Source organism: Streptomyces sp. NPDC107498, from assembly GCF_055582805.1.
This window is the reverse complement of sequence record NZ_JBVJPE010000019.1, coordinates 99,710-124,751: the sequence shown is the minus strand read 5'-3', so window position 1 is coordinate 124,751 and position 25,042 is coordinate 99,710. Positions and strand designations below refer to the sequence as shown.

Annotated in this window: 29 protein-coding genes; 19 read left to right on the top strand and 10 right to left on the bottom strand. The window is 74.0% G+C overall.

Annotated features, from left to right (window positions below; all coding sequences use genetic code 11):
* Positions 1 to 33 precede the first annotated feature (33 nt).
* The 5 genes from ACZ66Z_RS28595 (at position 34) to ACZ66Z_RS28575 (ending at position 2,827) form a co-directional block, all read left to right on the top strand.
* The gene (locus tag ACZ66Z_RS28595) at positions 34 to 678 is read left to right on the top strand and encodes a TetR/AcrR family transcriptional regulator (RefSeq protein WP_469938242.1); all 645 of its coding nucleotides are present in this window, start codon (positions 34 to 36) and stop codon (positions 676 to 678) included.
* A 36-nt stretch (positions 679 to 714) separates the two neighbouring features.
* Positions 715 to 1,479, top strand: a complete 765-nt coding sequence (locus ACZ66Z_RS28590; RefSeq protein ID WP_469938241.1) for a glucose 1-dehydrogenase — start codon at positions 715 to 717, stop codon at positions 1,477 to 1,479.
* Between the two features lie 27 nt (positions 1,480 to 1,506).
* Positions 1,507 to 2,037: an NUDIX domain-containing protein gene (locus tag ACZ66Z_RS28585; protein ID WP_469938240.1), complete on the top strand. Its 531-nt coding sequence runs from the start codon at positions 1,507 to 1,509 to the stop codon at positions 2,035 to 2,037.
* Between the two features lie 71 nt (positions 2,038 to 2,108).
* Positions 2,109 to 2,504 carry a YidH family protein gene (locus ACZ66Z_RS28580; protein WP_469938239.1) on the top strand — a complete coding sequence of 132 codons (396 nt, stop codon included), beginning with the start codon at positions 2,109 to 2,111 and terminating at the stop codon, positions 2,502 to 2,504.
* Positions 2,501 to 2,827, top strand: a complete 327-nt coding sequence (locus tag ACZ66Z_RS28575) for a DUF202 domain-containing protein (RefSeq protein ID WP_469938238.1) — start codon at positions 2,501 to 2,503, stop codon at positions 2,825 to 2,827. The genes ACZ66Z_RS28580 and ACZ66Z_RS28575 overlap by 4 nt, the downstream gene beginning before the upstream one ends.
* Positions 2,828 to 2,834: 7 nt before the next feature.
* Here the strand turns inward: ACZ66Z_RS28575 and ACZ66Z_RS28570 are convergent, their stop codons facing one another.
* Both ACZ66Z_RS28570 and ACZ66Z_RS28565 read right to left on the bottom strand, forming a co-directional pair.
* Positions 2,835 to 3,770 (bottom strand): NADP-dependent oxidoreductase, encoded by a 936-nt coding sequence (locus ACZ66Z_RS28570; RefSeq protein WP_469938237.1) that lies wholly within the window; start codon positions 3,768 to 3,770, stop codon positions 2,835 to 2,837.
* A 45-nt stretch (positions 3,771 to 3,815) separates the two neighbouring features.
* Positions 3,816 to 4,451, bottom strand: coding sequence for an NADPH-dependent F420 reductase (locus tag ACZ66Z_RS28565; protein WP_469938236.1), 636 nt, complete (start codon positions 4,449 to 4,451; stop codon positions 3,816 to 3,818).
* Positions 4,452 to 4,521: 70 nt separating this feature from the next.
* Between ACZ66Z_RS28565 and ACZ66Z_RS28560 the strand changes: the two genes are divergently transcribed.
* Together ACZ66Z_RS28560 and ACZ66Z_RS28555 are read left to right on the top strand one after the other, a co-directional pair.
* Complete coding sequence (locus ACZ66Z_RS28560; protein WP_469938235.1) at positions 4,522 to 4,872, top strand: winged helix-turn-helix transcriptional regulator; 351 nt, start codon at positions 4,522 to 4,524, stop codon at positions 4,870 to 4,872.
* Positions 4,873 to 4,964: 92 nt separating this feature from the next.
* Entirely contained in the window at positions 4,965 to 5,876 is a 912-nt protein-coding gene (locus ACZ66Z_RS28555) for an MBL fold metallo-hydrolase (RefSeq protein ID WP_469938234.1), read from the top strand.
* Positions 5,877 to 6,264: 388 nt separating this feature from the next.
* On the opposite strand, the gene ACZ66Z_RS28550 is transcribed toward ACZ66Z_RS28555, so the two are convergent.
* The gene (locus ACZ66Z_RS28550) at positions 6,265 to 7,533 is read right to left on the bottom strand and encodes an enolase C-terminal domain-like protein (RefSeq protein ID WP_469938233.1); all 1,269 of its coding nucleotides are present in this window, start codon (positions 7,531 to 7,533) and stop codon (positions 6,265 to 6,267) included.
* 127 nt (positions 7,534 to 7,660) lie between these two features.
* On the opposite strand from ACZ66Z_RS28550, the gene ACZ66Z_RS28545 reads away from it, so the two are divergent.
* Positions 7,661 to 8,683 carry a phosphotransferase family protein gene (locus ACZ66Z_RS28545; protein WP_469938232.1) on the top strand — a complete coding sequence of 341 codons (1,023 nt, stop codon included), beginning with the start codon at positions 7,661 to 7,663 and terminating at the stop codon, positions 8,681 to 8,683.
* Positions 8,684 to 8,689: 6 nt separating this feature from the next.
* Entirely contained in the window at positions 8,690 to 9,904 is a 1,215-nt protein-coding gene (locus ACZ66Z_RS28540) for an acyl-CoA dehydrogenase family protein (protein WP_469938231.1), read from the top strand.
* A 7-nt stretch (positions 9,905 to 9,911) separates the two neighbouring features.
* On the opposite strand, the gene ACZ66Z_RS28535 is transcribed toward ACZ66Z_RS28540, so the two are convergent.
* Together ACZ66Z_RS28535 and ACZ66Z_RS28530 are read right to left on the bottom strand one after the other, a co-directional pair.
* Positions 9,912 to 10,505: a TetR/AcrR family transcriptional regulator gene (locus tag ACZ66Z_RS28535; protein WP_469938230.1), complete on the bottom strand. Its 594-nt coding sequence runs from the start codon at positions 10,503 to 10,505 to the stop codon at positions 9,912 to 9,914.
* Positions 10,506 to 10,582: 77 nt separating this feature from the next.
* Positions 10,583 to 11,371 carry an SDR family oxidoreductase gene (locus tag ACZ66Z_RS28530; RefSeq protein WP_469938229.1) on the bottom strand — a complete coding sequence of 263 codons (789 nt, stop codon included), beginning with the start codon at positions 11,369 to 11,371 and terminating at the stop codon, positions 10,583 to 10,585.
* A 168-nt stretch (positions 11,372 to 11,539) separates the two neighbouring features.
* Between ACZ66Z_RS28530 and ACZ66Z_RS28525 the strand changes: the two genes are divergently transcribed.
* From ACZ66Z_RS28525 to ACZ66Z_RS28510, 4 genes are all read left to right on the top strand, one after another.
* Complete coding sequence (locus ACZ66Z_RS28525) at positions 11,540 to 12,784, top strand: exo-beta-N-acetylmuramidase NamZ family protein (RefSeq protein WP_469938228.1); 1,245 nt, start codon at positions 11,540 to 11,542, stop codon at positions 12,782 to 12,784.
* A gap of 76 nt (positions 12,785 to 12,860) precedes the next feature.
* Positions 12,861 to 14,189 (top strand): erythromycin esterase family protein, encoded by a 1,329-nt coding sequence (locus ACZ66Z_RS28520; protein ID WP_469938227.1) that lies wholly within the window; start codon positions 12,861 to 12,863, stop codon positions 14,187 to 14,189.
* 126 nt (positions 14,190 to 14,315) lie between these two features.
* Entirely contained in the window at positions 14,316 to 15,518 is a 1,203-nt protein-coding gene (locus tag ACZ66Z_RS28515; RefSeq protein ID WP_469938272.1) for an alpha/beta hydrolase, read from the top strand.
* Positions 15,519 to 15,630: 112 nt separating this feature from the next.
* Positions 15,631 to 16,227 (top strand): hypothetical protein, encoded by a 597-nt coding sequence (locus tag ACZ66Z_RS28510; RefSeq protein WP_469938226.1) that lies wholly within the window; start codon positions 15,631 to 15,633, stop codon positions 16,225 to 16,227.
* A gap of 419 nt (positions 16,228 to 16,646) precedes the next feature.
* Here the strand turns inward: ACZ66Z_RS28510 and soxR are convergent, their stop codons facing one another.
* On the bottom strand, positions 16,647 to 17,123 hold the full coding sequence (soxR, locus tag ACZ66Z_RS28505; protein WP_469938225.1) for a redox-sensitive transcriptional activator SoxR: 477 nt from the start codon (positions 17,121 to 17,123) through the stop codon (positions 16,647 to 16,649).
* A gap of 133 nt (positions 17,124 to 17,256) precedes the next feature.
* Here soxR and ACZ66Z_RS28500 point away from each other — a divergent pair, with 133 nt between their 5' ends.
* Positions 17,257 to 17,718 carry a MaoC family dehydratase gene (locus tag ACZ66Z_RS28500; protein ID WP_055601811.1) on the top strand — a complete coding sequence of 154 codons (462 nt, stop codon included), beginning with the start codon at positions 17,257 to 17,259 and terminating at the stop codon, positions 17,716 to 17,718.
* On the opposite strand, the gene ACZ66Z_RS28495 is transcribed toward ACZ66Z_RS28500, so the two are convergent.
* The 3 genes from ACZ66Z_RS28495 to ACZ66Z_RS28485 all read right to left on the bottom strand — a co-directional run bounded on the left by ACZ66Z_RS28495 (position 17,709) and on the right by ACZ66Z_RS28485 (position 19,921).
* On the bottom strand, positions 17,709 to 18,335 hold the full coding sequence (locus ACZ66Z_RS28495) for a TetR/AcrR family transcriptional regulator (protein ID WP_469938224.1): 627 nt from the start codon (positions 18,333 to 18,335) through the stop codon (positions 17,709 to 17,711). The genes ACZ66Z_RS28500 and ACZ66Z_RS28495 overlap by 10 nt on opposite strands.
* Before the next feature lie 85 nt (positions 18,336 to 18,420).
* Positions 18,421 to 18,708 carry a YiaA/YiaB family inner membrane protein gene (locus ACZ66Z_RS28490; RefSeq protein WP_469938223.1) on the bottom strand — a complete coding sequence of 96 codons (288 nt, stop codon included), beginning with the start codon at positions 18,706 to 18,708 and terminating at the stop codon, positions 18,421 to 18,423.
* A 61-nt stretch (positions 18,709 to 18,769) separates the two neighbouring features.
* Positions 18,770 to 19,921 (bottom strand): acyl-CoA dehydrogenase family protein, encoded by a 1,152-nt coding sequence (locus ACZ66Z_RS28485; protein ID WP_469938222.1) that lies wholly within the window; start codon positions 19,919 to 19,921, stop codon positions 18,770 to 18,772.
* Between the two features lie 70 nt (positions 19,922 to 19,991).
* Here ACZ66Z_RS28485 and ACZ66Z_RS28480 point away from each other — a divergent pair, with 70 nt between their 5' ends.
* From ACZ66Z_RS28480 to ACZ66Z_RS28465, 4 genes are all read left to right on the top strand, one after another.
* Positions 19,992 to 20,666, top strand: coding sequence for a TetR/AcrR family transcriptional regulator (locus ACZ66Z_RS28480; protein ID WP_469938221.1), 675 nt, complete (start codon positions 19,992 to 19,994; stop codon positions 20,664 to 20,666).
* 18 nt (positions 20,667 to 20,684) lie between these two features.
* Complete coding sequence (locus ACZ66Z_RS28475; RefSeq protein ID WP_469938220.1) at positions 20,685 to 21,380, top strand: ArsR/SmtB family transcription factor; 696 nt, start codon at positions 20,685 to 20,687, stop codon at positions 21,378 to 21,380.
* 105 nt (positions 21,381 to 21,485) lie between these two features.
* Positions 21,486 to 22,400, top strand: a complete 915-nt coding sequence (locus ACZ66Z_RS28470; RefSeq protein WP_469938219.1) for a DMT family transporter — start codon at positions 21,486 to 21,488, stop codon at positions 22,398 to 22,400.
* A gap of 214 nt (positions 22,401 to 22,614) precedes the next feature.
* On the top strand, positions 22,615 to 23,328 hold the full coding sequence (locus ACZ66Z_RS28465; protein WP_469938218.1) for a TetR family transcriptional regulator: 714 nt from the start codon (positions 22,615 to 22,617) through the stop codon (positions 23,326 to 23,328).
* Here the strand turns inward: ACZ66Z_RS28465 and ACZ66Z_RS28460 are convergent.
* Positions 23,311 to 23,979 (bottom strand): TetR/AcrR family transcriptional regulator, encoded by a 669-nt coding sequence (locus tag ACZ66Z_RS28460; RefSeq protein WP_469938217.1) that lies wholly within the window; start codon positions 23,977 to 23,979, stop codon positions 23,311 to 23,313. The genes ACZ66Z_RS28465 and ACZ66Z_RS28460 overlap by 18 nt on opposite strands.
* 122 nt (positions 23,980 to 24,101) lie before the next feature.
* On the opposite strand from ACZ66Z_RS28460, the gene ACZ66Z_RS28455 reads away from it, so the two are divergent.
* Complete coding sequence (locus tag ACZ66Z_RS28455) at positions 24,102 to 25,040, top strand: DMT family transporter (RefSeq protein ID WP_469938216.1); 939 nt, start codon at positions 24,102 to 24,104, stop codon at positions 25,038 to 25,040.
* The last annotated feature ends 2 nt before the right edge of the window (positions 25,041 to 25,042 follow it).

Genomic DNA, 25,042 nt, shown 5'->3' with positions numbered 1-25,042 from the left:
CCGTTTTCTAATGTCGGGCATTAATGTGGGGGCATGGCAAGGACGTCGGGACCCGAGACCCGGGAGAAACTGATCCGCGCGGCGGAGGAGCTCTTCGCCGCCCGGGGCGTCGACGGCGCACAGCTGCGGGACGTGGTGGCACGGGCCGGACAGGCCAACCCCTCCGCCGTGCAGTACCACTTCGGCTCGCGCGCCGGGCTGCTCGACGCGGTCATGGCCGGCCGCCAGGCCCGTACGGAACAGGTGCTCGCCCCCCTCCTCGACGCCGTCGGCGCCGACGGCTCCGGCGACGACCTGGCGCAGCTGGTCGCCGCGCTCGTCACCGCCGAGGCCGGTGAGCTGCGCACCGACCGGGGCCGCCGCTGCCTGCGGATCTCCGCGCAGCTCAGCCACGAGAGCGGGGTCCGCACCCGCACCCCCCACCCCACGCTCGCCGGCACCGCCTACTGGCGCCTGATCGAGCGGATGGCGGACCGGCTCGCCGCCGACGGGCTGCCCGAGCCGCTGCTCCTGGAGCGCCTCGACCTGGCGCTGACCGTGGTGGGCGCGGCGATGGCGGACCGCGCCCGGCAGTACCTCGACGGCACCGAGCCCCTCACGGACGAGCCGCTCTTCCTCGCCGACCTCGTCGGGACCACCACCGCGCTGCTCCGGGCCGCACAGCCCCGGAGCGCCTGAAGACCCGAAGACCCGAAGACCCCGAAGGGACCACGCATGAACGACCTCACCGGCAAGACCGTGCTCATCACCGGCGGCGCCCGCGGCCTGGGCGCCGAAGCCGCCCGGCAGGCCGTGGCCGCCGGCGCGAACGTCGTGCTCACCGACGTGCTCGACGAGGACGGCGAGGCCACCGCCGAGGCGCTCGGCGAGCGGGCCCGGTTCCTCCACCACGACGTGACCTCCGAGGAGGAGTGGGCGGCGGCCGTCGCCTTCGCGGTGGCGGAGTTCGGCGGGCTGCACGGTCTGGTGAACAACGCGGGCATCTCGACCGGCGCGTTCCTGGAGGCCGAGTCCGTCGAGCACTTCCGCAAGGTCCTCGACATCAACCTGACCGGTGTCTTCATCGGCATGAAGGCCGCGATACCGGCGATGAAGCAGGCCGGCGGCGGCTCGATCGTCAACGTCTCCTCGGCCGCGGGCCTGATGGGCCTGGCCCTGACCGCCGGGTACGGCGCCTCCAAGTGGGGCGTGCGCGGACTGACGAAGATCGGCGCGGTGGAGCTCGGCACGGCCGGGATCCGCGTCAACTCCGTCCACCCCGGCATGACCTACACCCCGATGACGGCCTCCGTCGGCATCGAGCGCGGCGAGGGCAAGTACCCGAACACGCCCATGGGCCGGGTCGGCGAGGCCGACGAGATCGCGGGCGCGGTCGTCTTCCTCCTCTCGGACGCCGCTTCGTACGTGACGGGCGCGGAGCTCGCCGTGGACGGCGGCTGGACGACCGGTCCGACGGTCGAGTACGTCATGGGGCAGTGAGCCGCCCGGGGGTGCTTGGATGACGGCATGAGCGCCTCCGAAGAGATCCTCGACGTCGTCGACGAGCAGGACCGGGTGATCGGGCGGGCCCCGCGCGGCGAGGTGTACGCGCGGGGCCTGGTCCACCGCTGCGTCTTCGTCCGGGTCCGGGACGCCGAGGGCAGGGTCTTCGTCCACCGCAGGACGCCGACGAAGCTGGTCTTCCCGTCGATGTACGACATGTTCGTGGGCGGGGTCGTCGGCGCGGGCGAGTCCTACGACGAGGCCGCGCTGCGGGAGGCCGAGGAGGAGCTCGGCGTGTCCGGGCTGCCCCGCCCCGAGCCGGTGACGCGGTTCCTGTACGACTCCGGGGGCGTGGCCGGGAAGTGGTGGTCGGCCGTCTACGAGGTCCGCTGCGAGCTGCCGGTCGACCCGCAGGCGGAGGAGGTCGCCTGGCACGGCTTCCTCACCGACGAGGAGCTGGCCGCACGGCTGCCCGGGGCGGCGGAGGCCTGGGAGTGGGTGCCGGACGGCCTCGCCGCGTACGAGCTGCTGCGGACGGAGGGCGGGACGCCCTGACCGGCGCCGACCCGCGCCGGCGGTACCGACGGGCACCGGCGGGCCGCTCACCCGGCCGTTAGGGTGCACGGGTGAGCGATTTCGTGCAGAGCCTGCGGCTGTGGTTCGCGCCGCAGCGGATCCGGGACGAGGGCGAGACGCCCGACTACCGCTTCTCTCTCGCCAACGAGCGGACCTTCCTGGCCTGGATCCGGACCGCGCTCGCCCTGGTCGGCGGCGGCTTCGCCGTCGACCAGTTCCTGCCGGACCTGCGCTGGGGCGTGCGCGTCGGGCTCGCGCTCGCGCTGCTCGCCTCCGGTGTGCTGTGCGCCCTGCGGGCGGTGAACCACTGGGTGCGCTGCGAGCGGGCGATGCGCCGGGGCGAGGACCTTCCGGTGTCCCGGTTCCCGGCGCTGCTCAGCCTCGCCGTGGCCGTCGTCGCCCTCGCGATGGTGGTGCTCGTCGTCTTCGGCTGGGCCGGACGGTGAGTCCGGCCGCCGAGGCCGCCGAGGCCCGGGACCCCGGGCTCCAACCGGAGCGGACCCGGCTCGCGTGGCGCCGTACGACCCTGTCGTGCACGGTCGTCGCGGTGCTCGCCGTGAAGCTGGTGGCCGGCGACGAGGCCACGGCGCGGGAGCTGACCGGGCTCGCGCTCTCGTCCCTGGTGTGGGTCGCCTTCCTGGCCGTGGCCCACCGCAGGATCCGCTCCCTGGACTCGGCCCGGCCGCTCCCGCTCTCCCACCGGGGCGCGCTGCTCGCGACGGTGTGCACGATCGCGCTCGCCGTCCTCGGGGCGGCGGTGATCTGGTGAGCCGGTCCTACGGGACGGTCACCACGACCTTGCCGTTCAGGCCGCCCGCCGCGTTGGCGCGCTGGGCCTCGGCCGCCTGCTCCAGCGGAAACGTCCTCGCCACCCGTACGGTGAGGACGCCCGCGTCGGCCAGGTCGGCGAGGACCGCGAGGTCGGCGGCGTCGGGGCGGACCCAGAAGTAGCGGCCGCCGAGGGCGAGGACCTCTCCGTCGGCGATCGAGGCCAGGCGGCCCCCCGGGGCGAGGAGTCCGGCGGAGAGCTTCAGGAACGGGCCCCCGATGGTGTCGAGGACGGCGTCCACGCCCTGCGGGGCGAGGGCGCGGACCTGGTCGGCGAAGGTCTCCTCGTCGTAGCGGACGGGCTCGGCGCCGAGCTCCGCGACCCGTCCCAGGCCCGCGTCCCTGGCCGCGCCGATCACCCTGCAGCCGAGGTGACGGGCGATCTGCACGGCCATCGAGCCGACCCCGCCGGCCGCCGCGTGCACGAGGACGGTGTCGCCGGGGCGCACCGCGAGGGCCTGGGGCCGTTGGAGCACCTGGTACGCGGTGAGGCCGACCAGCGGGAGCGCCGCGGCCTCCTCGAAGCCGAGGGTGCGGGGCTTGCGGGCGAGGGTGCGGACGGGGGCGGCGACGTACTCGGCGAAGGTGCCGTGCGCGAGGACGTCCTCGCGCACGTACCCCATGACCTCGTCCCCGACGGCGTACTCGGGGACGGAGACGCCGAGCCGGACCACGACGCCGGAGACGTCCCAGCCCGGGACGACCGGGAAGACGGCGTCGAGCATCCCGTCGAGGTACCCCGCCTGCGCCTTCCAGTCGACGGGATTGACGGCGGCCGCCCGCACCTCGACCAGGACCTCGTCGGGGCCGACCTTCGGGTCGGGCAGCTCGCCGTACTCCAGCACTTCGGGACCGCCGTACCGGCTGTAACTGATCGCCTTCATACCCACGACCCTGGGCGCGGCGGGGCCGGCCCGCAAGCCGGGGCGTCAGCCGCCGAGCGCCGCCGGCGGCGGGAGCATGGCGCGCGGGTCGCGGCCCGAGGTCCAGAGGCCGATGAGGAAGGCGGTGGTCGCCTCCAGGAGGTCGGCGTGGGCCAGCGGCCCGGCGACGAACGGGGCGCAGCCCAGATCGGCGGCGAGGACGGAGACGAGCGCGAGGGCCTCCTCGTCGTCCCCGCACAGGGGGACGGCGACCGGTCCGTCCGCGAAGACGGGCGGGGTACGGCTCCACACCGCCGGCGTCACGTGGTTGAAGGCCTTCACCACCCGGGCGCCCGTCGCGGCGGCGAGGGTGCGGGCGGCGCCGGGGCCCTCGCCGGTGGTGAGGACCGGGCCCGGACCGACCGCGTTGGTGCAGTCGATCAGGATCCGGCCGCCGAACGAGTCGACGGGACCCGCCGTCCCGAGGGCCGGCAGGACCGCGTCGTACGGCAGGGCCAGGAGGGTCGCCCCGCCGAACCGGGCGGCCTCGGCGAGGGTGCCCGCCCTGGCCCCCGTGCTCGCGGCGAGTGCGGCGGTCCGTTCCGCGTCCCGGCCGCCGACGAGCACCTCGTGACCGGCCCTGGCCCATCCTCCGCCGAGCGCCCGTGCCATCGCTCCCGTACCCAGTACTCCCACTCTCATGGGGCGTCCTCCCTCACGTACCGTTGTGCGTGCTGACATGAACGACCGTAGGCGGGGGGCGACTTACCGAATGGTTCCCGACCGGGTCCTCGCGGACTGCCGGGCGCGGCTCGGCTTCGACCTGCTCGCCCACACCTGGAACGGGGTCGTCCTGTACGCGCTCGCGGACGGGCCGCGCCGACCCGGTGAGCTGCGGGCGCAGATCGGCGGGATCAGCGCGAAGGTGCTGACGGAGACGCTACGGCGCCTGGAGGGGTACGCGCTGGTGGAACGGCGGGCGTACGCGGAGACGCCGCCCCGGGTCGAGTACGCGCTGACCGCGCTGGGGCGTTCGCTGCTCGGGCCGATCGAGGCGCTCGGCCGTTGGTCGGCGGAGTACGGGGACGCCTTCGCGGCGGCGCAGGGGTGGGACGAGGGGTAGGGCGAGGAGGGGTCCGCTCCGGCTTCCCCCGGGCCGGGGCCGACTGGCAGTCTTCCCCCTGTCCAGTCGGGCTCTCATCCGGGGGAATCCCTTTGTCTGCCACCGATCCCTATGTGGTCGCGCTCGCTCCGCACGTGCACGCCTTCGTCCAGCCCGACGGCGGCTGGTGCCTGAACAACGCCGGGTTCATCGGCGACGCGGACGAGTCGCTGCTCGTCGACACCGCCGCCACCGAACGGCGCGCGAAGCTGCTGCGCGAGGCGGTGCTCGCCGAGGGGCTGCCGCTGCCCCGCACCATCGTCTCCACCCACCACCACGGCGACCACACCTACGGCAACGGGGTGTTCCGCCCCGAGGCGCGGATCGTGGGGCACGAGAACTGCCGGTCCGAGCAGCTCGCGGCCGGGCACCAGCTCCATCTGCTGTGGCCGCAGACCGACTTCGGCCGGGTCGACATCCTGCCGCCCTCCGTGACGTACAGCGACCGGCTCACGCTGTACGTCGGCGGGATCGAGGTGCGGCTGCTCCACCCCGGTCCCGCGCACACCACCGGCGACTCGATCGTCCACCTCCCCGAGCAGGACGTCGTCTTCACGGGCGACCTGATCTTCCACGGCGGGACGCCGTTCCTGCCGATGGGTTCGCTCGCCGGTTCGCTGCGCGCGCTCGACCTGCTGCGCTCCCTCGACGCGTCGACGGTGGTGCCGGGGCACGGACGGGTGACCGACCCCACGGCGTACGACGCCACGGAGCGGTACCTGCTGTGGGTGCGGGAGCTCGCCGTCGAGGGGTACGCGAAGGGGGCGACGCCCCTGGAGACGGCGCGGCGGGCGTCCCTCGGGGAGTTCGCGGCCTGGCGGGAGAGCGAGCGGCTCGTGGCGAACCTGCACCGGGCGTACGCGGAGCTGGAGGGGCTGCCGGAGGGGTCGCCGCTCGATCCGGTGGCGGTCTTCGGGGACATGGCGGCGATGAACGGGGGGAGGCCGGTGGCCTGCCACGCGTGACCTCCGCCCCCGTTGCGGGCCGCGCCTGCCGGGGCGGTGCGCTTCCGCCCCCTGCCCGTGTGGGCAATCGTCCCGCTGGGGCGAAGGGGGTCCCCTCTGCTCGAGCGGAGCCGAGAGCTTGGGGGAGGGTGGGCACACGGGACGGCGCCCTGCAGCGGCGCCTCCGCGTTCCGCGCCTGGCCCCGCACCCGCGTGCGCCGTACCTGCCGGTGCGGGTCCAGGCGCGGGAGCCTCGGGCGCCGGCAGGGGCGCCGTCCGTTGTGCCCACCCGTTCCGCCCCAGCGGAACAGTTGCCCACAACGGGCGGCGGAGAGGGCACCGCCCAGCCGGGCGCGGACCACACGGTGGGGCGCCGGTCCGGCGGGGGGCCCGCGTCGTGGGCGGGGGGCTACCACCTGGTCGGGGTCCAGGTCGGGTGTGCCGTCCGCATCGCCGCCCCGTCGTCCCGGTTCCTGAACGTGCCGTCGTCGGCGAGCCAGCGCCGGTGCAGGGCCGCGAGCGCCTCGCGGTCCAGGTCGACGCCGAGGCCCGGCGCGTCGGAGACGGTGAGCCGGCCCGCCCGGAAGACGGGGCGGGTGGTGACGACGTCCTCCGTCTGCCACGGGTAGTGGGTGTCGCAGGCGTGCCGGAGGCCGGGCAGCGTGGCGGCGACCTGGGTCATGGCGGCGAGGCTGATGCCCAGGTGGGTGTTGGAGTGCATGGAGAGCCCGACGCCGTACGTCCGGCAGAGCGCGGCCAGTTCGCGGGTGCGGTGGAGTCCGCCCCAGTAGTGGTGGTCGCAGAGGACGATCCGCACCGCGCCGGCGGCGAAGGCCTCCGGGATCTCCTCGAAGGTCGTCACGCACATGTTGGTGGCGAGCGGGACGTCCGTGCGGGCGGCGATCTCGGCCATGGCGGCGGTGCCGCTCGCCGGGTCCTCCAGGTATTCGAGGACGTCCCCCAGTTCGCGGGCGACGGCGAGCGAGGTCTCCACGGACCAGGCGCCGTTGGGGTCGAGGCGGAGCGGCCGGCCGGGGAAGGCCTCGGCGAGCGCCCGGATCGCGGCGACCTCCCGATCGGGCTCGAACACCCCGCCCTTGAGCTTGAAGGAGCGGAAGCCGTACTCCCGGTCGAAGCGGCGGGCCTGGGCGATGATGCCGGCGGGGTCGAGGGCCGCGCCCCAGTCGTCCGTGCCGGCCCATTTGTGGAAGAGGTACGCGCCGTACTCGACCTCGTCGCGGACCTTGCCGCCGAGGAGGGCGTGGACGGGCAGACCGAGGGTCCTGCCGAGGGCGTCGAGGCAGGCGGTCTCGACGGCGGAGACGACGGAGAGGCGGAGCTTGTCGGCGGTGCGCACTCCGCGCAGACCGCTCGCGTCGACCCCGGAGTCCGGCCCGGGATGCGGGGTGACGCCCCCTGTCTCCTCCGCCAGCCCGAACAGGCCGTTCACATCCGTCACCGATCGGCCCGGCAGCGCCTCGGCCAGCGGTCGGGCGGTGTCCAGGTGGACGCCGTCGCCGTAGGTCTCCCCGAGTCCGCTCACCCCTCCCCCGGTGACCACTTCGACCACGAGCCGGGGCGTGTAGGGCTGGTGGACGCCCTGGGTGTTGAGGAGGGGCGGGTCGGAGACGAGGATCGGGGTGAGCCGGACCGCGTCGACGATCAGCTTCGTATCCATATGTGAACCCTATTCAGTGACCCGATCGGCCACCAGGGCGCGGACGCGCCTCCCCCGACCCCTGGACGACATACCGACTGGTCGGTCATCATGAACGCCGACGAAGCCGATCCGGAGGTACGCACCCATGAGCCCCGCCCCGCCGCCAGGACTCGACCCCAAGCAGCTGCGCCGGTTCCTCGACCGCGAGCGGCCCGGGCTGCTCTCCGGCCCCCTGGAGGCCCGGCTGATCGAAGGAGGCCGGTCGAACCTGACGTACGCCGTGAGCGACGGCACCGGCCGCTGGGTGGTGCGCCGCCCCCCGCTCGGCCACGTCCTCGCCACCGCCCACGACATGCGGCGCGAGCACCGCGTCATCAGCGCCCTGGGGGCGACGGACGTGCCCGTCCCCGGGACGGTCCTGTTCTGCGAGGACGAATCCGTGCTCGGCGCGCCGTTCTACGTCATGGACTTCGTCGACGGGACGCCGTACCGCTCGGCGGGCCAGCTCGCCGCGCTCGGCCCCGAGCGCACCCGCGCCACCGTCCTCGGCCTGGTCGACACCCTCGTCGACCTGCACGCCGTCGATCCGGAGGCCGTGGGACTCGGCGACTTCGGCCGCCCCGACGGTTTCCTCGACCGGCAGCTGCGCCGCTGGGGCAAGCAGCTCGACGCCTCGCGCGGCCGCGAACTGCCCGGGATCGACGAGCTGCACGCCGCCCTCGGGCGCGCGCTGCCCGCCTCGCCGCCGCCGACCGTGATCCACGGCGACTACCGGCTCGACAACGTCCTCGTCGGCGGGGACGACCGGATCCGGGCCGTCCTCGACTGGGAGATGTCCACCCTCGGCGACCCGCTCACCGACCTCGGCCTCCTCGTCATGTACAGCACCCCGCTCGACCTGCCGGGCTCCCCCATCTCCACGACCGCCACCGCCCCCGGGCACCCGGGTCCGGCCGAGCTGGTCGAGCGCTACGCGGCCCGCTCGGGCCGCGACACCTCCGCACTCGCCTGGTACACGGCCTTCGCCTGGTTCAAGCTCGCCGTGATCCTGGAGGGCATCCACTACCGGTGGACCCTCGGGCAGACGGTCGGCGCAGGCTTCGACCGCATCGGCGAACTCGTCCCCGTCTTCATCGAGCACGGCCTCACCACCCTTCAGGAAGGCTGATCCGCCATGGACTTCGCGTACGACGCCCGCACCGAGGAACTGCGGGCGAAACTCCTCGCCTTCATGGACGAGCACGTCTACCCGGCCGAGGCCGTCGCCGAGGAGCAGCGCGCCCGGCTCGCCTCCCCCTGGGACACCCCGCCGGTCGTGGAGGAGCTCAAGGCGGAGGCCAGGCGGCAGGGGCTCTGGAACCTCTTCCTCCCGGACGAGGAGTACGGTGCCGGGCTCACCAACCTCCAGTACGCGCCGCTCGCCGAGATCACCGGCCGCAGCCCGCACCTCGCTCCGACCGCCCTCAACTGCGCCGCCCCGGACACCGGGAACATGGAGCTGCTCGCCCAGTTCGGCGACGAGGCGCAGAAGAAGCAGTGGCTGGAGCCCCTCCTGGCCGGCGAGATCCGCTCGGCCTTCGCGATGACCGAGCCCGAGGTCGCCTCCTCCGACGCGACCAACATCGAGACCCGGATCCGGCGGGACGGCGACTCGTACGTCGTCGACGGGCGCAAGTGGTACATCTCCGGGGCGATGAACCCCGACTGCGGGATCTTCATCGTGATGGGCAAGACCGACCCCGACGGCCCGGACCTCCGCCGCCAGCAGTCGATGGTCCTCGTGCCGCGCGACACCCCGGGCGTCGAGGTCCGGCGCGCGATGCGGGTGTACGGGTACGAGGACCACTCCCACGGCGGCCACGCCGAGGTGGTCTTCGACGGGGTGCGGGTCCCGGCGTCGAACATCGTCGGCGAGGTGGGCGGCGGCTTCGCCATCGCCCAGGCCCGGCTCGGCCCCGGCCGCATCCACCACTGCATGCGGCTCATCGGCATGGCGGAGCGGGCGGTCGAGCTGATGTGCCGGCGCGCCGTCTCCCGCACCGCCTTCGGCAAGGCGCTCGCCCAGCAGGGCGTCGTGCAGAACTGGATCGCCGACGCCCGGGTCACCATCGAGCAGCTGCGGCTCCTCGTCCTCAAGACGGCCTGGCTCATGGACACCGTCGGCAACCGGGGCGCGCACACCGAGATCCAGGCCATCAAGATCGCGACCCCGCGCGCGGTCGTCGACATCATCGACAGGGCCGTGCAGGCGCACGGGGCGGGCGGCGTCTCGCAGGACTTCCCGCTGGCCGAACTGTGGGCGGCGGCCCGGACGCTGAAGCTGGCGGACGGACCGGACGAGGTGCACCAGCGGTCGCTGGCGCGCCGGGAGCTGAAGAAGTACCTGTAGGGCGGCCTTACGGACGGAGGGCCCGCAGGAGGAGGTCGGCGAGGTGGGCGGCGACCTCCTCGGGGGCGAGGGGGCCGTCCGGGCGGTACCAGGTCGACAGGTGGTGCACCGAGCCGAAGTGGTAGTCGACGACGAGGTCGGCGGGCGTGGCGGAGGAGAAGACGCCCGTCCGCTGGCCCTCCTCGATCAGGGCGCGGAAGCGCTCGTGGTAGCGGCGGCGCTCGGACCGCACCTGCTTGTTCTTCTCGGGGCTCAGGTGGTGCATCGAGCGGAAGAAGATGGCGGCGTCGTCGAGGTTCTCGATCGTGGTGACCACGACGTCGGCGGCGGCGTCGCGCAGCCGGTCCTCGACGGGCGCGTCGGCGTCCGCGTAGGCGTCGAGCCGCTCCTGCTGGAGGCGCAGGACCCGGGAGTAGACCTCCTGGAGGAGGTCCTCCTTGGAGCCGAAGTAGTGGTAGAGCGCACCCTTGGTGACCCCCGCGGCCTCGACGATCTCCTGGACGGAGGTGCGGTCGTAGCCCCGCTCGGCGAAGAGCCGGGTGGCGGCGGCGAGGAGCCTCTGGGGGACGGGGGCGCCGCTCCCTTCCGTCGTCCTGGCCATGCTCCGCCGCCTTCCTCGCTGATCGTTTCCGGTCACGGGAACGTGTTCCCGCCGCTAGATCTTCCCATCCGCCGGGACTACGGCCGACGGGCGCCCGTCTCCCAGGTCCGCTGGACGTGGTTCATCGTGCCGAGCCACCGCTCGGGGTCGGTGGCGCGGTTGCGGTAGTAGCCGGCGACCTCGGGGTGGGGCAGGACGAGGAAGCGGTCGGCCGCGACGGCGTCGAGGAGGGCGTCGGCGACGTCCTCGGGCTCGATGGCGGTGGGGGCGAGGACGAGTTCGCCGGCGGATCCGGCGGCGGTGAGCATGTCCGTACGGACGCCCTGCGGGCAGATGGCGTGGACCTTCAGGCCGCGGTGGCGGTAGGTGAGGGAGAGCCATTCGGCGAAGGCGTACGCGCCGTGCTTGGAGACGCTGTACGGCGCCGCGCCGATCATGGTGAGCAGTCCGGCGGCGGAGACGGTGGAGACGAAGCGGCCGCTGCCGCGCTCCAGCCACTCCGGGAGCAGGGCCCGGGCCGCGCGGACGTGGGCCATGACGTTGACGTCCCAGGCGGCGGCCCAGACGTCCTCCTCGGCGAAGGCGTCGCCGGGCGAGGAGAGTCCGGCGTTGGCGCACCACACGTCGATGGCGCCGGTGCCGCCGAGGGCCTCGCGGGCCTCGTCGACGACGGCGGAGGCGTCGCCGGGGACGGCGACGGCGCCGATCTCCTGGGCGACGGCCTCGGTCCGCCCGGGGTCGAGGTCGTTGACGACGACGCGGGCGCCCGCGGCGGCGAAGCGGCGGGCGAGGGCGGCGCCGATGCCGCCGCCCGCACCGGTGACGACGACACCGGCGCCGTGGAGCTCGTTCGTGTCCGCGGTCATGGACCCACCTCTCGGCTGCGGCGACGCGCTGTGACGGCGCGCCGCGAAGACCGGCACAGACTAACCGGTCGGTATGGAACGGCGGAAGACCCGTTCCGCACGCCTCGTTCCCCGGGGCGGTCAGGAGCGCTAGCCTGCGTGCCCGTGTCACCGGCGAGGAGGTCCCCCATGAGCCTGTCGCGACGGAGTCTGCTGGCCGCGGGAGGCGCCCTCGGGGCGGCCGCGGCCACCGCCGCCCCCGCTTCCGCCGCCCCCGGGGGCCACGGCCGCGTGCGGACCGGCTTCGAGCGGCTCGCGGCCGACGGGTACGCGCTCCTGGCGGGCGAACGGGTCGGCGTCGTCACCAACCCCACCGGCGTCACTCCGGACGCGCGCCACGTCGTGGACGTGATGCACGCCGACGAGCGGGTGGACCTGGTCGCCGTCTTCGGCCCCGAGCACGGCTTCCGGGGCACCGCCCAGGCGGGCGGCTCCGAGGGGCGGTACGACGACCCGGCGACCGGCCTGCCCGTCCACGACACGTACCTGAAGAGCGGGCAGACGCTGGCGGACGTCTTCACCGCCTCCGGGGTGGACACCGTCGTCTTCGACATCCAGGACGTCGGCGCCCGCTTCTACACGTACGTCTGGACGCTGTACGACTGCATGGCGGCCGCCGCCCTCGCCGGGAAGCGGTTCGTGGTCCTGGACCGGCCGAACCCGGTGACCGGGCGGGCGGCGCTCGGCCCCGTCCTGGACCGGGCGTTCGCCACCTTCGTCGGACGGGAGCCGATCGCGCAGGCGCACGGCATGACGGTGGCGGAGCTGGCCGGGCTCTTCAACGGGGAGTTCCTGGCGACGCCCGTCGCCCTGGAGACCGTACGGATGACGGGATGGCGGCGGACGGAGTTCTTCGACGCGACCGGACTGCCGTGGGTGCCGCCCAGCCCGAACATGCCGACGCCGGAGACCGCGCTCGTCTACTCCGGCACGTGCCTCTTCGAGGGCACGAACCTCTCCGAGGGGCGGGGCACCACCCGGCCCTTCGAACTCCTCGGCGCCGAGGGGATCGACCGGCGGTGGGCGGAGGCGGCGAACGCCCTCGACCTGCCCGGGGTCCGCTTCCGCGAGGCGTACTTCGCCCCGACCTTCTCCAAGTTCCAGGGGAGGACCGTGGGCGGGGTGCAACTCCACGTCCACGACCGGGAGTCCTTCGACCCGGTACGGACGGGCATCGGGCTCCTGGTCACGGCCCGGAGCTCGTGGTCCGGCTTCGCCTGGCGGGCGGACCACTGGATCGACAGGCTGACGGGCTCGACCCGGGTGCGGACCCTGATCGACGCCGGCGCGGACACGGACGAGGTCGTCGGCGCCTGGGAAGCGGACCTGAAGGCCTTCCGGGCGGTGCGCGAGGGGTACCTGCTGTACCGCTGAGAAGGGGGCAGGCCCCCGTACCGAACGGGTGCGGGCGGGATGTCCCCCCGGGCGTCCCGTCGACCACGCTTGCCCCATGCGCCTCTCCTTACGACGACGTCTGCCCCTCGTCGGACTCCTCCTCGCCGCCTGCCTGGGCGCCCTCGCCCCCGCCGCCGACGCCGCTCCCGCCGCCCCCGACCCCGCGCGGGAACTCGCCCGCTCTGCCCGGCCCCTGACCGATCTGCGCCCGCTCGACCGGATGGTCGGCTCGGCCGAGGTCGTCGGTCTGGGCGAGGCCACCCACAGCTCGGCGGAGTTCTTCACCACCAAGCACCGCGTCTTCGAACACCTCGTGGAGTCGAAGGGGTTCACCACCTTCGCCCTGGAGGCCAGCTGGTCCACCGGCCTCCTCGTCGACGAGTGGGTCCGCACCGGCCGGGGCGACATCCGGGCGATCATGCGGGACGAGTTCCAGGAGTCGTACCGCCTCTGGAACACCGAGGAGTACCTCGACCTCCTCCTCTGGATGCGCGAGCACAACCGGCTCCACCCCGGCCGCCAGGTCCGCTTCATGGGCAACGACCTCGGCTACGCCGGCCCGAACCTCTTCGACGCCGTCACCTCGTACGTCGCCCGCGTCCACCCCGAACTCCTCCCCCGCTTCCGGGAGCTGTACCGGGAGTCCCGGCCCACGGGCCCCGTGGAGGCCTGGATGAAGGGCTACATGGAGCGGCCGCGCGCCGAGCGGCAGCGGATGGCAGGCGACGCGGACCGCGCCCTCGCCCTCCTGGAGCGGCAGGGTCCCGGCAAGGGCCCCGGGGCCCGGGAGGCGCACCTCTGGGCGGTGCAGCACGCACGCGCGATCGCCCAGGTCGGCACCGAGTACGCCCACGACCTGACGACTCCGGAAGGGATCGCCGCCGCGATGCTCTACCGCGACCGGGTCATGGCCGAGAACACCGTGTGGTGGCAGCGGCGGACCGGCGACCGGATGGTGCTCTCCGCGCACAACGGGCACGTCGGCTACGCGTCGCCGAAGCCGGACCACTACCCCCGCACCCAGGGCGCCTTCCTGCGGGACGCCCTCGGCCGGGACTACGTGAGCGTGGGCACCTCCTTCGGGCGGGGCTCCTTCAACGCGCACGACACCGAGGTCCCCGGCGAGCCGATCCGGGCCTTCACCGTCGCCCCGCTCGGCCCCGACAGCAGCACCCACACCCTGGACCGGGTCGCGTCCGGCCCGTTCTACCTGGACATGAGGCGCACGACTCCGGCCGCACGCGACTGGCTGGCCGCGCCCCGGCCGGTCCGGCAGGTCGGGACGGCGTACCCCTGGCCGGGCGAGACGGCGTCGATGCCGCTCTCCGCCACGTACGACCTGCTGATCCACTTCCCCAGGATCTCGGCGGCCCGGCTGCGCTGACGCGCCGTCGCACGTCTGAGCGGGGCCGCGCGCGGGCATGCTGGCCGAGGAGCCGCCGCCCGCGCACGGGGCGCACTCGGCGCTGCGGCCCCCTCGACGTGGAGGGACGGTCTGGCCGTGACCGGGATGAGTGTGGAGCCGTACCGGGAGATCATCTTCGACAAGGACGGCGACGGTCCACCGGGCCAGGCCTCGGAGCTGGCCGCGCTGGCGCGCCAGGGGGTCGGCGACCTGGTGCTCTTCGCCCACGGGTGGAACAGCTCGCCGTCCGGCGCCACCCGCCTGTGCTCCGACTTCTTCGCCCCCTTCCCCGGACTGCTCGCGCCCGGGGTGGAGGCGGGGTACGCGGGGGTGATCTGGCCCTCGATGATGTTCTCGGACGAGCCGGTGCCCGACTACCGGGCGCTGGTGACGGTCCTCCCCGAGAAGGAGCCGGTCATCGGGCGGCTCACGGAGCTCCTCGCCGCCGCGCCGCCCGAGGAGGCGGCGTTCGCCGAGTTCGGTGCGCTGCTGCGGGAACTGACGGACGTGGACGTGCGGGCCTTCGTCCCGGAGCCGGTGCCGGAGTTCCTGGTCGCGGACCCGGTCGCGGTGTGCGCCCTGTTCACCGGGGCGCTCGAGGGCACCGGACCGGTCCCGCCGGAGGGCTTCTTCGGCGAGGGGCCGAAGCGGTACTGGAAGGGGGCCAGGGAGGCGCTGCGGCAGGCCACGTACTACGTGATGAAGAAACGGGCCGGGCGGGTCGGCGAGCACGGGCTCGGGCCGCTGCTCGGCGAGGTCGCGCGGACCGCCCCCGGACTCCGGGTCCACCTCGTGGGCCACAGCATGGGCGCCCGGCTCGTCGCGCACGCGCTGCGGGGGCTGCCCGCCGGGGCCCGGCCGGTCGCCTCCGTGACGCTCCTCCAGGGGGCCTTCTCGCACTACGCGTTCGCGGCGCGGCTGCCGCACGACCCGAGGCGGTCCGGCTCGCTGCGGGACCTCCAGCACCGGGTCCGGGGGCCGGTGGTCGCCTGCTACTCGCGGCACGACACGGCGCTCGGGGTGATGTACCCGCTGGCGTCCCGGCTCGCGAACGACTCCGACGCGCTGGCCGGCCCCCGGGCGGACCTGCTCGGCACGGACGACCCGCGCTGGGGCGCGATCGGGCACGACGGCGTGCAGGCGGTGCCGGGGACGGCGCGGCGGACCCTCGCGGAGGTCCTGCGCGAGGGGGTGCCGGACGCGGGGTGCGTGAGCGTGGACGCGGCCGAGGCGGTCCGCTCGCACGACGACATCCGCCGGCCCGAACTGGCCCGGGTGGTGGTCTCGGCGTCCCGGACGGGCCGGTGAACCGTCCCTTCCGCCCCGCTGATGGCTCCCATCGGGATTTCGATGGAACACGGCGGGGCTCCCGTTCGTCCCTCTGATATCGCCGAAGGACCAGCGACGGAGGTGGCGAGGGATGGCCGGTTTCCGGAGTCTCGCGAGACAGGTGCGCGATCCGGGGTGCGACACGGCGCTGCGCAGGTACTCGCTGCGCAAGTGCCTGGAGAGGTTCGCGCCCTACGGGCACCGCGCGACCTGGGACCACCTGTGCCGCAGGCACAGGTTCGGTCCCGAGGACCGGGAGCTCGACCCGGGGCGGCTCGTGGCCGCGCTCGACGAACTGGAGGAGGCGCGGGCCGTGTGGCTCGCGTACGAGGAGCGGTTCGCCGCCCGGCGGCGGCGCGAGAAGCACGAGGGGCTGCGCGGGCTCGGCGCGCTCGACGACTGGCACCGGCGGGTCTGGGGCGGGAACGGCGTGGTCCGCTGCGGTGACCCGGCGGTGCACCCCTCGGACCCGCTGCCGGAGGTGCTGCGGCGGCTGATCGGCGCCCTGGAGCGGGGGCCGGGCGAGGCGTGCCCGGTGTGCGCGGGGCCGCGGATCGAGTGGGCGGGGCCGGGGCCCGGCCCGGTGTGCGGGGACTGCGGGGTGGGCGTCCCGCGCGCGGCCCTGACCTCGGGGGCGCTGGCGCGGGCGCGCGGCGCCCATCGCCGGCGGCTGGCTTCGGCGGCATGAGCCCCTCCGTCGGGGCCGACCGCTCCACCGGGGCGGCACCCCCGTCCACCCCCGTTGCGGGCAGTCGTTCCGCCGGGGCGATTTCCACCCGTCCCCGCCACCCACCCCCGTTGTGGGCAACTGTTCCGCTGGGGCGGAACGGGTGGGCACAACGGAACGACGCCCTTGCCGGCGCCGAGGCTCCCGTGCCCTGACCCGCACCCCGTGCACAGCGCACCGGCGGTGCGGGTTCGGGCGCGGAACGCGGAGGCGCCGCTGGAGCGCGCCGTTCCGTGTGCCCACCCTCCCCCAAGCTCTCGGCTCCGCTCGAGCAGGGGGACCCCCTCGCCCAGCGGGACGATTGCCCACACGGCGGGTAGGCGGGGAGGGCGCCGCCCAGGCGGGCGCGGCCCACACGGCGAGGGCGCCGACCGCTCGGGTCAGGTCGAGTCCCCCGGGCCGCGTCGTACCGGGAGGAGCCGGGACCCGGCCATCCGCTCGCCGAAGCGGTCGTCCGGGTTGGACAGGACGCAGGTCTCCAGGGAGAGGCAGCCGCAGCCGATGCAGTCCGTCAGGTGGTCGCGGAGCCGGCCGAGCTGCTTGATGCGCTCGTCGAGTTCGGTGCGCCACGCCTCGGAGAGCCGGGCCCAGTCCTCGTTCGTGGGCGTGCGCTCCTCGGGGAGTCGGGCCAGTGCCTCCCGGATCGTCGCCAGGGGGATCCCGACCCGCTGCGCGGCCCGGACGAAGGCGACCCTGCGGAGCGTGTCGCGGCCGTAGCGGCGCTGGTTCCCGCTGGTGCGGCGGCTGCTGATGAGCCCTTTCGCCTCGTAGAAGTGCAGGGCGGAGACGGCGGCCCCGCTGCGGGCGGAGAGCTGGCCGACGGTGAGTTCGTGGATCTTCTCTGGAATCTGCGGCACCCGGGGAACCCTACTGGTGCCCCGGCGTCCGCCCCCGGCGGCGGCCGTTGACAGCGGCTCACGCACCCCACATGCTGAGCAAGCGCTTGGATACCGACCAATGGGTATGCAGTACCAGAAGGGACGAGGACACATGGCCGAGCCGAGGATCTTCACCTCCGCCGAGGAGCTGCGCGCGGGAGTGGGCGAGCAGCTGGGGCACAGCGACTGGGTGGAGATCGACCAGAAGCGGATCGACCTCTTCGCGGAGGCGACCGGGGACCACCAGTGGATCCACGTCGACCCGGAGCGCGCCGCGACCGGTCCCTTCGGCACGACGATCGCGCACGGCTATCTGACGCTGTCCCTCCTGCCGCTGTTCGTCCCGCAGGTGCTGCGGGTGGAGGGCATGAAGATGGGCCTCAACTACGGGACCGAGAAGGTGCGTTTCCCCGCCCCGGTCCCGGTCGGCTCGCGGCTGCGCGCCACCGCGGTCCTGACCAAGGTCGAGGAGGCGGGCGGCGGCGTGCAGGTGACGGCGGCGGTGACGGTGGAGCGCGAGGGCTCCGAGAAGCCGGTCTGCGTGGCCGAGTCGGTCTCCCGCTACTACTTCTGAGCGCCGACCATCCTGAGGACGAGGTCGGCGTAGAGCACGCCGATCTCGTCGGCCGTCCGGCGGCCCTGCGTGTTGAACCAGCGGGAGACGTCGATGCAGAGGGAGAGCACGGCGACCGCGGTGCCGGACACGTCGAGCACGTCGAACTCGCCCGCCGCCGCGCCCTCTTCGAGGATCCGGCGCACGGTCGCGTCGGACTCGCGGCGCAGCTCGATGATCTCGGCGCGGTGCTCGGGGCCGAGCGCGTCGAGCTCGTACTGGACGACGCGCGCGGTCGTGTGGCGCTCGGCGTGCCAGCGGACGAAGGAGCGGACGGCGTCGGCGAGCCGCTCGGCGGCGGTGCCGTCGCCGTCGGCCGCGGCCCGGAGGATCTCCAGGGCCTTGTCGTGGCCGATGCGGCTGATCCGGTGGAGCAGCTCTTCCTTGGTCTTGTAGTGGATGTAGAGCGCGGCGGGGCTCATCCCCGCGCGGCCCGCGATGTCCCGGGTGGTGGTGGCGTGGTAGCCGCGCTCGGCGAACGCCTCGACGGCGGCCACGAGCAGCCGCCTGGCCGCCTCGGGCGTGACCTCGCCCCAGGGCGTGTCCTCGCCCCCGGGCGTCTCCTCCGCCGCGCTCATCCCACACTCCTTCTCGGACCCCGTCAGGACGAACACCATACAACGAGGGTGAGCAAGCGCTTAGGGTCCGAGGGCCGGGCCGCCCTCAGAGCTTCTGGAAGGGGTCGTGCTCGGCGAGGAGCTTCTCCAGGCGGGCCTGGTCGACCCGGCTGACGATCTGGCCGGCCTCCTGGCGGTCGCGGACGACCTTGGCGAGGGTGAAGGCCGAGGTCGTGAGGTAGAGGACCGAGACGGCGAGGAAGGCCCGGACCCAGGCGCTGGCGTCGAGCCGGTAGACGCCGATGGCCACGGCGGCCACCGCGACCCCGAAGGAGATGACGGCCTGCACGTAGTAGGCGGCGGTGTTCTGCTGCTTGACCTGTGTGTCGCTCATGCCGCCCAGCATCGGACGGGCGCGGTCGGCGCCGCATCCGTCCGCGTACTCAGCGGCGTACTCAGAAGGCCGAGACCCCCGTCAGCGCCCGGCCGATGATGAGCTTCTGGATCTGGCTGGTGCCCTCGTAGAGGGTCATGACCCGGGCGTCGCGCACCAGCTTCCCGACCGGGTACTCGTCGATGTAGCCGTAGCCGCCGAAGACCTGGAGGGCGTTGTTCGCGGCGCGGACGGCGGCCTCGGAGGCGTACAGCTTGGCCTGGGAGGCGGCGGTGGCGAAGTCCCGGCCCCGGTCGATCAGGTCGGCGACCCGCCAGGTGAGCAGCCGGGCGGCGTCCACGTCGACGGCGATGTCGCTGAGGAGCTCCTGGACCAGCTGGTACGAGGCGATGGGCCTGCCGAACTGCTCGCGCTCCCCGGCGTACCGCACGGCCGCGTCGAGCGCCGCCTGTGCGATGCCGACGCAGCCGGCGGCGACCGACATGCGCCCCTTGGCGAGAGCGGACATGGCGACGGCGAAGCCCTTGCCCTCGGGGCCGAGCAGGGCGTCCGCCGGGACGCGGACGTCCTCCAAGACCAGCTCGGCGGTGGCCTGGCCGCGCAGGCCGAGCTTGCCGTGGACGGGGCGGCGGGTGAGGCCGGGGGTGTCGGCGGGGACGAGGAAGGCGGAGACGCCCTTGTGGCCGGGGGTGTCGTTCGTGCGGGCGAAGAGCAGCACGAGGTCGGCCCAGGTGCCGTTGGTGATGAACATCTTGCCGCCGTTGACGACGTACGCGTCGCCGTCCCGGACGGCCCGGGTGGTGAGGTTCCCGGCGTCGGAGCCGGTGCCCGGTTCGGTGAGGCCGAAGCAGCCGAGCGCCTCGCCGGTGGCGAGCCGGGGCAGCCACTCCCGCTTCTGCTCCTCGGTGCCCCAGGAGGCGATCGTCTTGGCGACCAGGCCGAGGGAGACGGAGACGATGCCGCGCACGGAGGAGTCGCCGCGCCCCAGTTCCTCGGTGACGAGGCAGTACGCGAGGTGGTCGCCGCCCGAACCGCCGTACTCCTCCGGGATCGTGAGCCCGAGGAAGCCGACGGCGCCGAGCTTCTTCACGATGCCCCGGTCGACCTCCTCGGCGCGGTCCCACGCGACGGCGTGCGGGGTGACCTCGCGCGCGACGAAGTCCTCGGCCAGCCGCCGTACGGCCTCCTGCTCCTCGCTCAGTTCCAGATTCATGCGGTGCCACCCCACTCGGCCGTTTAATTACCACTGCTAGTTTTTCTGGTGCGGGCCTACTATGTGCGCCATGGCCCGACCGCGCAAGCCCCTGCTCAGCCGAGAACGCATCGTCGAGACGGCGGGCGCGCTCGTGGACGCGGAGGGCCTCGCGGCGCTCTCCACCCGGCGGCTCGCCGCAGAACTCGGCGTGAGCGGGCCCTCGCTCTACAACCACTTCCGCACGAAGGACGAGATCCTGGACGCGGTCGCGGACGCGGTGAGCGCGAAGGTCGACCTGTCGATGTTCGCGGCGGACGACGGCCGGGACTGGTGGACGGCGCTGCACGACTGGGCGGTCTCCTACCGCGCCGCCCTCGCCGACCACCCGCACGTCGTCCCCGTCCTCGCCCAGGGCCCGGGCCGCCGCCCGGCGGGCCTGAAGGTCGCCGACGCGGTCTTCGGCGCGATGGTCCGCGCGGGCTGGCCCCCGGCCCAGGCCACCTCCATCGGCGCGCTGATGCGGTACTTCGTCACCGGCTCCGCCCTCGGCTCCTTCGCCCGCGGCTTCGTCGACGACGAGACGGCCTACGACCCGGCCGACTACCCCCACCTCGGCCAGGCCCACCTCCTCGCGGAGCGCCGCCAGAAGGTCGACGAGGGCGCGTTCGAGACGGGCCTGCGGGCGCTGCTCGACGGCCTGCGGCTGCAGTACGAGGCGATCCCGGCCGGAGCACCTCGCGGTTCGGCCACCACCGAAGCATGAGTGCGGCAGGCTCGACCCATGGCAGCCAGTGATCTCGCCGCGCTCGCGGCGCTCTTCGCGGACGAGAGCCGCGCCGCGTTCCTGCTCGCCCTGCTCGACGGGCGGGCCTGGACCGCCGGGGAGCTCGCCCGGCACGCCGGGGTGGCGCCGTCCACCGCCAGCGAGCACCTCGGGAAGCTGGTGGCGGGCGGGGTGCTCGCGGAGGAACGGCAGGGCAGACACCGGTACGTGCGCCTCGCGGACCCCGGCGTCGCGCACCTCGTGGAGGACCTGGCCGCCCGGTCGGAGCCCGAGGTGTCCCCGCCGCCCCGCTCGCTGCGCGCCGCGAGCGCCGGGCAGGCGATGGCGCGCGGCCGGACCTGCTACGACCACCTCGCGGGACGGCTCGGCATCGCGATCGCCGACGCGATGACGGACCGCGGACTGCTGCGCCAGGACACCGGGTTCGCGCTCACGGACCGGGGCCTGGCCTGGTTCGACGAGCAGGGCATCGCCCTCGTACGGCAGGGGCGGCGGCCCGTCGCACGCGGCTGCCTCGACTGGACCGAGCGCCGCCCGCACCTCGCGGGGCTCGCGGGCGCCGCTCTGTGCCGGCACGCGCTCGACGCCGGGTGGTGCGTGCGGATCGGCTCCGAGCGGGCGGTGAAGGTGACGCCGACGGGCGAGACGGCCCTGCGGGCCGGCCTCGGCATCCCGGCGACGGCCCTGCGCTGAGCGGAACGGTCGCCGGGCCGGGCGGACCGAGCCCCTCCCGTCGCCCGTACCGCCCCGCCCGACATTGCGGTGAGCGCCGAACGGTCCACCGCCTACGGTCGGGGCATGCAGAAGCAATCCTCCCGGCTCGCGCTCGCCGCCGCCGGTGTCACCGTGGTCCTGTGGGCCTCCGCCTTCGTCTCCATCCGCAGCGCCGGGGCCGCCTACTCCCCCGGTGCGCTCGCGCTCGGCCGGCTGCTCACCGGGGCGCTGGTCCTCGGGGCCGTGCTCCTGGTGCGGCGGGAGGGGCTGCCGCCGCGGGCCGCCTGGCCGGGGATCGTGACCTCGGGGCTGCTGTGGTTCGGGGTGTACATGGTGGTCCTGAACTGGGGCGAGCAGGAGGTCGACGCGGGAACGGCGGCCATGGTGGTGAACATCGGACCGATCCTGATCGCGCTGCTCGGCGCGCGGTTCCTCGGGGAGTCGCTGCCGCCCCGGCTGCTCGCCGGCATGGCGGTCTCCTTCGCGGGAGCGGTGACCGTCGGCCTGTCGATGTCCGGCGGTGGCTCCGGCGGGCACGCCTCCGTGCTCGGGGTGGTCCTCTGTCTGCTCGCGGCGGCGGCGTACGCGGGCGGGGTCGTGGCCCAGAAGCCGGCGCTCGCGCACGCCGGCGCGCTCCAGGTGACGACCTTCGGGTGCCTGGTGGGTGCGGCGGCCTGTCTGCCCTTCGCCGGGCGGCTGGTCGAGGAGGCGGGCCGGGCCCCGCTGTCGGCGACCCTGAACATGGTCTATCTGGGGGTGTTCCCGACCGCGCTCGCGTTCACGACCTGGGCCTACGCCCTCGCCCGTACGACCGCGGGCCGGATGGGCGCGACGACGTACGCCGTGCCCGCGCTCGTCGTGGTCCTCGCGTGGGCGTTCCTGGGCGAACTGCCGGGTCTGCTCACGCTCGCCGGGGGCGCGCTGTGCCTCGCGGGCGTGGCCGTATCCCGCTCCCGGGCGCGGGCCGCCGTCGCCGCCGGAACGGCCGAATCCACCTGACAGGCCATACCTCCGGTTCCGGTCAGTTCGAGGGCGGTTCACGGCGATCGGGCGCCCGCGACCTGGGATGAAGGCGAGTGTCAAGCCCCAGATCCGGCCGGGCGGACGAGAAGCCACGTTTCGCCGCTCCCCGGCCGGATAGTTTCGAGGCGGTCACAGGCGCGGGCCGGAACACAACGGTCCGGCGCCTTCGCGCAAGCCCACGGGGGAGCTCATGGCGATTCAGCAGCGGGCGGAGCGGACGAGACAGGAGATCCTGTCGTCAGCCGCGCGGGTGTTCGACAGGGTGGGGTACGAGCGGGCGTCCCTCGCCCGGATCGCCGGTGAGGCGCAGGTGACGACCGGCGCCCTGGTCTTCCATTTCGCGACCAAGTCGGACCTGGCGACCGCGGTGCGCGGGCGGGCCCGCGCGGTCACCCGGATCACGGTCGAATCGGCCTGCTTATCCATGGAGGGCGTGGGCGGCACCGCGATCGACAAACTGGTGATCACCACCCACGCGCTGATCCGGCTCTTCGAGACCGATCACGTGGCGCGGGCCGGGGAGCGCCTCGCCCGCGAGCTGCAGTCGATCGACCCCGGCCCCGGGCAGGAGTGCCCCTGGCGGCGCGAGGTGGGCCGCCTCGCGCGGTACGCGGCGGCGGAGAAGGCCCTGCGCCCGGGCGTGGACGCGACGGCGGTCGCGGCGCTGATCGGCTACGTGATCACCGGGGTCGAGCTGGAGATGCGCCGTCCGGGCGCGCCGGCCGACGACCTCTGGCCCGCGGAGAGCGGCGCCCTGCACGACCCGGCCGAGGAACGGCTCCGCCGCATCTGGGAGTTGATCCTGCCGGGGCTCGTCCACCCGGTGACTCCGGCACTGTCGAAGGTGCCGTCGAGGACTCCGTCGAAGGCGCCGTCGAAGGACAGTTCAGCGACCGCCTCCTGACTCCAGCAGCCGGCGGGCGAAGGCCGTCAGCGAACGTCCGATGCGCTCGGCCGACAGGCCGAGCTGGTGCCGCTGGAACTGGAAGAGCTCCGGCGACAGCGGACTGAGCGCGATGTCGATCAGCGGGTCCGGGTCCTCGACCCCGTGGTCGACCAACAGGGTCCGGACGTGGACGCGCCAGAAGCCGTACGCGCCCGTCCGGAAGCGCGCGGGGCCGGTCTCCGCCCCCAGTGCCAGGGGCAGGTGCCGTTCGAGCAGATCGAGCATCGCCAGATAGAACGCCGCGAGCCGCTCCCCGGCCGGTGCGCCGGGTCCGAGCGGCGGCGGTCCGTAGATGAGCTGCCCCTGAAGCCGGCGCTCGTGCTCGTCGAGCAGCGCCACGGCGACCGAGGACGGATCGGGGAAGCTGCGGTACAGCGTGGCGCGGCCGACGCCCGCGGCCTTGGCGATCCGGTCCATGGTGACCGACCGCGGGTCCTGTTCGGCGAAGAGCTGCTCGGCCGCCGCCAGGATCTGGGCACGGTTCCGCTCCGCGTCCGCGCGCCTGCGCGGGGCGACCGGCTGTTCGTCCGCCGCCTGAAGATCGCCGAGGAGTCCACCGACCCGGTGCACGGAGGCGGCTCCACGACCTCGCTGCTCGTCGTCGCTCATGGACCAGACCTTACTTCCCTCGGGGCTAAGTGGACACCTTGTCCGTTTGCCATGTTGCATGGCATGCTAAACGGACTCAGTGTCCACTTATCCGCTCGCCATCCCGCCCCAGGGAGATCCAGATGCACACCGCGCTCCTCGCCGCGGCCCTGCTGGTCGGCTGCCTCCTGGCCGTCCAGGCCTCGGTGAACCTCCAGCTCAACTCGGCCGTCGGCACCCCGTACGGCGCTTCGACCATCCAGCTCGGCGTCGCGACCACGCTGCTCGTCGTGCTCGCGGTGGCGGCCGGCGCACTCGGCGCGCTCGGCAAGCTGCCCGACGTGGAGTGGTGGCAGCTCCTCGGCGGGCTCGCCAGCCCGCTCTACATCACCAGCGGCATCCTGCTGTTCCCACGGCTCGGCGCACTCGCCGCCGTCGGACTCTTCGTCACCGGCCAGATGTTCGCCTCGCTCGCCCTCGACCTCTTCGGCCTCCTCGGCCTGAAGCAGAAGGACCTGAGCGTCGGCATCGTCATCGGCGCCCTCGCCGTGCTCGCGGGCATCGTCGTGATCATCCGGGGCATGAAGGCCGCGGCCCCTCCCGGCGCCCCCAAGATGTCGAGCGCCGGCCGCGTCGGCTGGCTCGTCCTCGGCATCGTCGCCGGCGGTGTGCTGCCGGTCCAGGGCGCGGTCAACGCCCAGCTGCGCGCCCAGCTGAAGGAGCCCATCACCGTCGCCGTGATCAGCTTCGCCGTGGCGACCTTCACCATCGCCGTCGTCCTGCTCGTGCTCTACGCGACCCGGAAGACCCCGAAGCCCAAGATCGCCCCGCTGAAGAAGATGCCCTGGTGGGGCTGGCTCGGTGGCGCCTGCGCCGCCGCGTACGTCACCGGCACCTTCCTGCTCATCCCCACCATCGGCGCGGCCGTGACCATCGCCCTCACCGTGACGGGGCAGCAGCTGACCTCCGCGCTGATCGACCACAAGGGCCTGTTCAAGCTCCCGCAGCGCTCCCTGACCAAGCCGCGCGCCCTGGGTCTCGCCCTGCTGATCGCCGGCTCCCTGACCATCCAGCTCGTCTGACC